Raw genomic sequence first — 5,970 nt, 5'->3', positions numbered from 1 at the left:
CCGAGGTCGGTAGCGGCAGCGGGCAGGCGGCGGCGCCGGACCGGCCGACGGCGATGACCGCGGTCAGGAAGTCGGCGTTGTTCCGGCTGAACACCCCGACCCGTTCCCCGGCCGTCACCCCCTCGGCGACCAGGGCACGGGCGAGCGCGGTCGTGCGCGCGGCGAGCTCGGCCAGGGTGAGCCGCTCGGCCGAGGAGGGGAAGCTGACGGCGACGTCGGGCCCGGTCGCGGCCGCCTCGTCGAGGGCGCCAGGCAGGGTCGTGCCTCGCATCAGATGCTCTCCCGTTCTGGGCAGGTGTCCGGTGCGGTGCAGGTGTCCGGTGCGGTGCAGGTGTCCGGTGCGGTGCAGATGTCCGGTGCCGAGATCACAGAAACAGGCGGCCGGGAATACTTCCGGTCCGGCCGGACGGTGACGGCGCCTTTCGACCGGTCTGCCGACCCGCTCGATGCCGCCGCCGCAAGCCTGACAATCCGATGCCGGCGGGTCAACGAAAGAGCCGCCTCTCCAATCGATCCATCGCCGGGGACAATAAGCGCACCGAATCGACCGCTGGTGGCCGGGCGAGAAATACCAGGAGTCGCGTTGTCGCGGTTCACCGAATATTACGACCAGCAGCCCCGTGGAGTCGACGCGAGTTCGGCCGTTGTTTGCCGCGTGGACAGTACGCCGCGGCCGCGACTCGGCGACACGGGTCCATCGATGCGGATAACGTGTCCGGACATTCACCCCGGCCGGAACAGACCGAAAACAGACCGGAACAGAGAGGTGCAGCCGTGGAGCACAACGGCATCAGCGCGCAGGCGGCGGTCGCCAAGCGCATCGACGATCTTCGCGTACTGCTGGAACACGGCCTCGCGCAGGGGCTCGGCGTGGGCCACTCGCTGGGCGTTCGCATGCGGACCCTGGAGGTCGGGCGGACGGTCTGGACGCTGCAACCGTCGCCGGCCGCGGCCAACGCGATGTTCACGGTGCACGGCGGCGTCATCGCGACGCTCATGGACACGGCGATGGGCAGCGCCGTCTACACCAGCCTGCCGGCCGACCTGTTCTATACGACGCTGGAGCTGAAGGTGAATTTCGTGCGGTCGGTGAATCTCGACGCAGCGGCGCTGGAATGCGTTGGCCGGGCGGTTCACGTGGGGCGCCGGACGGCGACGGCCGAGGCTCGGGTGACCAATTCCGCCGGCAAACTCGTCGCGCACGGGAGCTGCACCTGTCTGTTGACCCCGGCGAGCTGACGGTCGATGGCGGCATCGCCGGTCCCGGGGAACCGGCGACGCCACCGCAGCGGCGGCGCGGACCGCACTGTCCGCGCGGCGGGTCAGGCCGCGGCCGGTCCGACCGCCGTACGGATCATTCCCTTGGTACGCATGAGAACCTCGCCGAGATACCCGTCGTGCGGAATTCCCGGACGCAGCCAGGTGGTGGGATTGTCACCGAGATAAAGATTGATGATCGACGGCTCGTCGAGCAGCGCGTCGATCAGCTCGGCCCGGGTGGTCATCGCGGTGAGGACGAGCGAGTCGCGCAGCGGGGCGATCCCGTCGGCCGGCTGCCACGGCCCGACCCAGACGCAGGGGAAGGGCAGTTCGACGCCGAGCTGCGCGGCGCCGCTGGAGTCGACCAGGTGCACGGCCGGGCGCAGCACCGCACCGCCGGAGGCCAGCTCGTCGACGATGGTGTCGCCGCCGAGCAGCGCCCGGGCGTCCCCGGCGACCTTGTGCAGGTACTGGTCGACCTCGATCACCGACGCGGTCGGCTGGACGGTGAGGGTGGCGTCGGGATGGTCGGCCGGCAGGCTCGGGATCCGTCCCAGCCGCTCGGCGAGCGCCCGGGCGAGCGGCTCCGGGTCGCCCTCGACCAGCACCGCGCTCGCGCAGGTGCAGGCCGTCCCGCCCAGGTGGCTGACGGAGTCGGCGATGATGTCGATCTTCTCCCGCCAGTCGACGTCCGCCGTGACGAGGATCTTCGAGCGTCCCGGGCCCTGGGTGATCACGGTGGGGCTGGCACCGTACTTGTCGACGACGTCCTGGCCGCCGTAGACGATCGCGTAGTCGGCCTCGGCGATGATCACGTCGGCGACATCGTGGTCGGTGGGCAGCAGGGTCACCGTCGCCGGCGGGAAGCCGGCCTGACGCAGCGCCTCGACGAGCCGCAACGCCGTGTACGGCTCGCGCGCGGACGGGCGCACGACCACCTTGTAGCCCAGGGCGAGCGCCTCCGGCCACAGCCCGTGCACCGCCGGGGTGTTGCCGGCCGCGTGCACCGCGAACACCTCACCGCGCCGCGCCCACACCGCCGAACCCTCGCTGGTCCGCTCGTCGCGCCAGTCGCCGACGGCGCCCCGCGGCATCGCCAGCTCCACCGTGGTCCGCTGCGAGCGCAGCACGTCCGCGATCCACTCGACGGACTGGCGGACCACGGCGCGCGGCACCCCCGAGGCGGTGGAGACCAGGTCCACGTACTCCTGCGGGCCGAACCCGCCGAGGGAGGCGGTCAGGAACAGCTCGGCCGCGGCGTCCAGCGCGTCGAAGCGCTGCGCGCCGGGCAGCACCGGGGCGGCGCGCATCGCCGCGATGGTGCGTCGCACGTACAGCGCCGGCACCTGGCTGATCTCGCCGATCTGCGCGCCGGACAGCGAGGTCAGGGGGCGGCGGTGGCGGCTGCGGTAGGGCCCGGTGGGCCCCAGCGCGTCGATGTGGATTCCCTCGCCCATCAGTAGACCCCTTCGATGACTGCATGATCATCGAACGTGGCGACCGGCCCGACGTCGGCGACCGAGCAGCCGAGCCAGCCCGGCGGCGGCTCGACGGCCACGGCGTGATCACGTTCGAGGTTGTTGGGGATGAGGGCGTACTTGGTCAGGTGGTTCATCACGACCTGCCCGCGGTCACCCAGGGCCACATCCTCGCCGGTGTCGGGATCGACGACCCGGAAGACGACGTACGGGCTCGGCGGGTCGAACAGCGCGAGGCCGTCGAGTCCCTCCCCCGGCCGCTCCCGGGACATCCCGAGGATGGTGGTGCTGCCGTAGAGGCCCTTGAGCGGGATGCCGGGGAAGACCTCCGCCTGGAAGATCTCGCGGGTGTCGGCGTCCATGTGGGCGCCGCTCCAGCAGATGAACCGGACGTTCTTGCGGATCAGGGCGACGAGGTCGTCGCGGCGAGCCATCCGTTCGAGCAGCGGGGGCGTGGTGATCAGGATGCCCACCGCCTGGGTGGTCAGGATGTGCGCCGCCTGGTCGATGATGTGCTCGGCGTAGAGGTCGGCCGCGCCGGGACCGTCGCGCTCGATGAGCCGCTTGATCCACCGCGGGTCGAGGTCGACGGTGAACCGCACGCCGTCGTGGCGCCGCGCGCGGCGCGCGGCGAACTCGCCGAACATGTGCGGCCCGCTGGGGGCAACCGCCAGCACGTTCGCCGGCCCGAGATCGGCGTAGTGGAACTCGTCCCAGCCGAGCGCGAACTCCATCCAGCGGTCGAACATGACGAACCGCTTCGGCGACCCGGTGGTCCCGCCGCTCTCGTAGACGCCGGCGATCACCCGGTCCTCGCCGGTGAGCCCGCGCGGGATCAGGTCCTCGACGCCCACGTCGCGGAACTCGTCCACGACGTTGGGGAACAGTCGCAGGTCGGCGAAGGTGCGCACGTCGGCGATCGGGTCGAAGTCGAGGCTGCGCGCCCGGCGCAGCCAGAACGGGCTGCCTGTCGACGCGGTGAAGTGCCAGCGCATCAGGGCGGCGATGTACTCGTCGGGGTCCACGGCGGGTTGGCCGGCCCGGGGAAGATCGAGAACGGGGGAACTCATGCGCTGCCTCCGCGGGCGCGTCGGATACCTCGGCGGGGTCATCGTCGCCGACCCGCGGTGGCCGCAGGCCCAGGTGGGACCCGTGCCGATCGGGCAATTGGAAGTTCCGCGCGCCCCCACCCCGCCACCTCGTCACCCCGCCGGCGACACCCAGGCTTCAACGCTCATGCCCGCAGCATCCAGAAAAAGTAAAATAGGTCACACACCGCTTCGGCCGGTAGGATCCGATCTTCGACGTAGGTGCATGTGCCTTTGCCACCCGTAATACCGAGCCGGACTATGTTGACGAGTTGAACTTCAAATGGTTAGATTCGGCACGTGTATCGTTCGGCCACGTTGGTAGCCCGGGGTTACATCGACTTCCTGCGGGTGTGTTCCGCTGCGTGTACCAACGGCTGAACGGGCTGCATTCCCGGCCGTCGCGGCCCCGCGCACCCCGTCGCAGCCCAGCTAGGGCGTCCTCCCGGCCCAGTCCGGTCGATGGCCCCAGGATCGCGATTGTGGCCACTGGTCGCCGGATTTCCGGCCCCCGGCCCGCCGTCATCCCACGGCCCCGCGCCCGCGCCGTCGGCACGGATAACCCGGAAACACATTCGGTAACGGTCAAGGAGATGACCCGCCGTCCCACCGAGCGCCGGACATCCGACGATCCGAGCGCGGAACATCGGCGCCCGCAGCCCGCCCACCCGCAATCCGCCCATCCGCGATCCGGCCGCGCCGTCGCTCCACCTCGACGGCGGCGATGTGCCATGACGCAACCCGGCGCCGTAGTCCACCCGACCGTCGCCATCGGCCCGACCGTCAGCAACGGCATCGTCAGCAACGGCCCCCGTCAGCAACGGCATCGAGAAGGAGTGACCAGGGCATGAGCACCGCCGCGACGGCCATCGCCGGGAAGACTGCGACGGGCCCCCACAGCACCGTCCGAACGGCGGAGCACCGTCAGATCATGACCTTGCTCGGCGGCAGGGACGAGGGGCGCACCTCGCTCGTCGAACTGACCGGTGATCCGGGCTGTGGAAAGACCCGGCTGCTGACGGCCGTCGCGGGCGAGGCTCGCCGGCGCGGCGTCGACGTGCTGCGGGCACGCTGCACCGAGCCCCGCTCCGACGAGCCGTTTCATCCCTTCATCGAGGCGTTCAGCACCTGGCGGCCGGCGGGGGCCGCGTCGGTGTCGCCGGCCACCACGTTCATCCGGGCGCTGGCGGCGGCCGCGGACATGCTCGACGACGCGTCGACCTCGCGCTGCCGGTTGTTCGCCGAGCTGCGTTCGCTGCTCGGCGACTGTCTGGCGGCTGCGCCGGGTGGCCTGCTGCTGCTGCTCGACGACCTCCACTTCGCCGACCGGGCGTCGGTCGACCTGCTCGAGGTCCTGGCGCGCTGGCCGCTGCTCAACGCCCTTCCCGTCGTGGTCGCGCACCGGCAGCGCCAGGTACCCGCCTGGATGCACATCACCATCCAGGCGGGGGTCGAGCTGGGTGCGGTGGAGCAGATCCGGCTCGCGGCGCTCACCCTGCAGCAGAGCGCCGAGCTGCTCGGCCTGCCGGGCCGCTCCCCCGGGGTCGCCGAGCTGCACGAGCGCGGCGCCGGCAACCCGCTGTACCTGACGGCGCTGGCCGAGCAGGAGGCAGGCGGCGACCCCAGTCACCCGAACGGCTTCGGTCCCGACGGCAGCCACCCGAACGGCTTCGGCACCGACGGCACCGACGGACCGTCCGACCACTGGGCGCGCACCACCCTCGGCCTCCGCCTGCTGGGCGAGATCACCCCGCTCGGAGCGACCCAGCGCCTGGTCGCGCGGGCGGCGGCCGTGCTCGGCGACACCTTCACGGTCGACGCCGTCGCCGCCGTCGCGCAGCTCGACCGGGACGAGACCTGCCGCGATCTGCGCGAGCTCCGCAGCCGTGATCTCGTCCGCACGACGCCGGACGGCGACCTGACCTTCCGCCACCCGCTGGTGAGCCGCTGCCTGTACGGCGAGTCGGACCCCTGCTGGCGGCTCAGCGCGCACCGACGGGCGTTCGAGTACCTGCGGACGGTCTTCGCCGCCCCGGCGCTGTTGGCCTGGCACGCCGAGCGGTCCGGCCCGCGCAGCCCGGCCGGCGACGTCGCCGTCTTCCTCGACGCGGCGCGGGCCTACCGGCTGGCCCACCGCCCCGCGC

At 71.7% G+C, this 5,970-nt stretch carries 5 protein-coding genes; 2 read left to right on the top strand and 3 right to left on the bottom strand.

The annotated features are described in order from the left end of the window. Positions 1-271: AMP-binding protein (locus ND748_RS22875; protein WP_251748018.1), on the bottom strand; the 271-nt coding region annotated here is incomplete at its 3' end. A 503-nt stretch (positions 272-774) separates the two neighbouring features. Between ND748_RS22875 and ND748_RS22870 the strand changes: the two genes are divergently transcribed. After that, positions 775-1,239: a PaaI family thioesterase gene (locus tag ND748_RS22870; RefSeq protein WP_251748017.1), complete on the top strand. Its 465-nt coding sequence runs from the start codon at positions 775-777 to the stop codon at positions 1,237-1,239. A gap of 83 nt (positions 1,240-1,322) precedes the next feature. Here ND748_RS22870 and ND748_RS22865 read toward each other — a convergent pair whose 3' ends face one another. Both ND748_RS22865 and ND748_RS22860 read right to left on the bottom strand, forming a co-directional pair. Beyond that, positions 1,323-2,717, bottom strand: a complete 1,395-nt coding sequence (locus ND748_RS22865) for an aldehyde dehydrogenase family protein (RefSeq protein ID WP_251748016.1) — start codon at positions 2,715-2,717, stop codon at positions 1,323-1,325. Next, complete coding sequence (locus ND748_RS22860) at positions 2,717-3,808, bottom strand: phenazine antibiotic biosynthesis protein (protein ID WP_251748015.1); 1,092 nt, start codon at positions 3,806-3,808, stop codon at positions 2,717-2,719. The genes ND748_RS22865 and ND748_RS22860 overlap by 1 nt, the downstream gene beginning before the upstream one ends. 865 nt (positions 3,809-4,673) lie before the next feature. Here ND748_RS22860 and ND748_RS22855 point away from each other — a divergent pair. Further along, a partial coding sequence (locus ND748_RS22855) for an AAA family ATPase (RefSeq protein ID WP_251748014.1) occupies positions 4,674-5,970 on the top strand: 1,297 nt, incomplete at its 3' end.

The organism is Frankia sp. AiPs1 (genome assembly GCF_023716945.1).
Taxonomy (GTDB): domain Bacteria; phylum Actinomycetota; class Actinomycetes; order Frankiales; family Frankiaceae; genus Frankia.
Note: the sequence above shows the minus strand (reverse complement) of the source record. Positions and strands in the feature narration are given on the sequence as shown.

What these genes read in the sequence shown, in the direction of transcription:
- ND748_RS22865 (WP_251748016.1), bottom strand. Translation starts at nt 2,717, where the DNA reads ATGGGCGAGGGAATCCACATCGACGCGCTGGGGCCCACCGGGCCCTAC.
- ND748_RS22860 (WP_251748015.1), bottom strand. Translation starts at nt 3,808, where the DNA reads ATGAGTTCCCCCGTTCTCGATCTTCCCCGGGCCGGCCAACCCGCCGTG.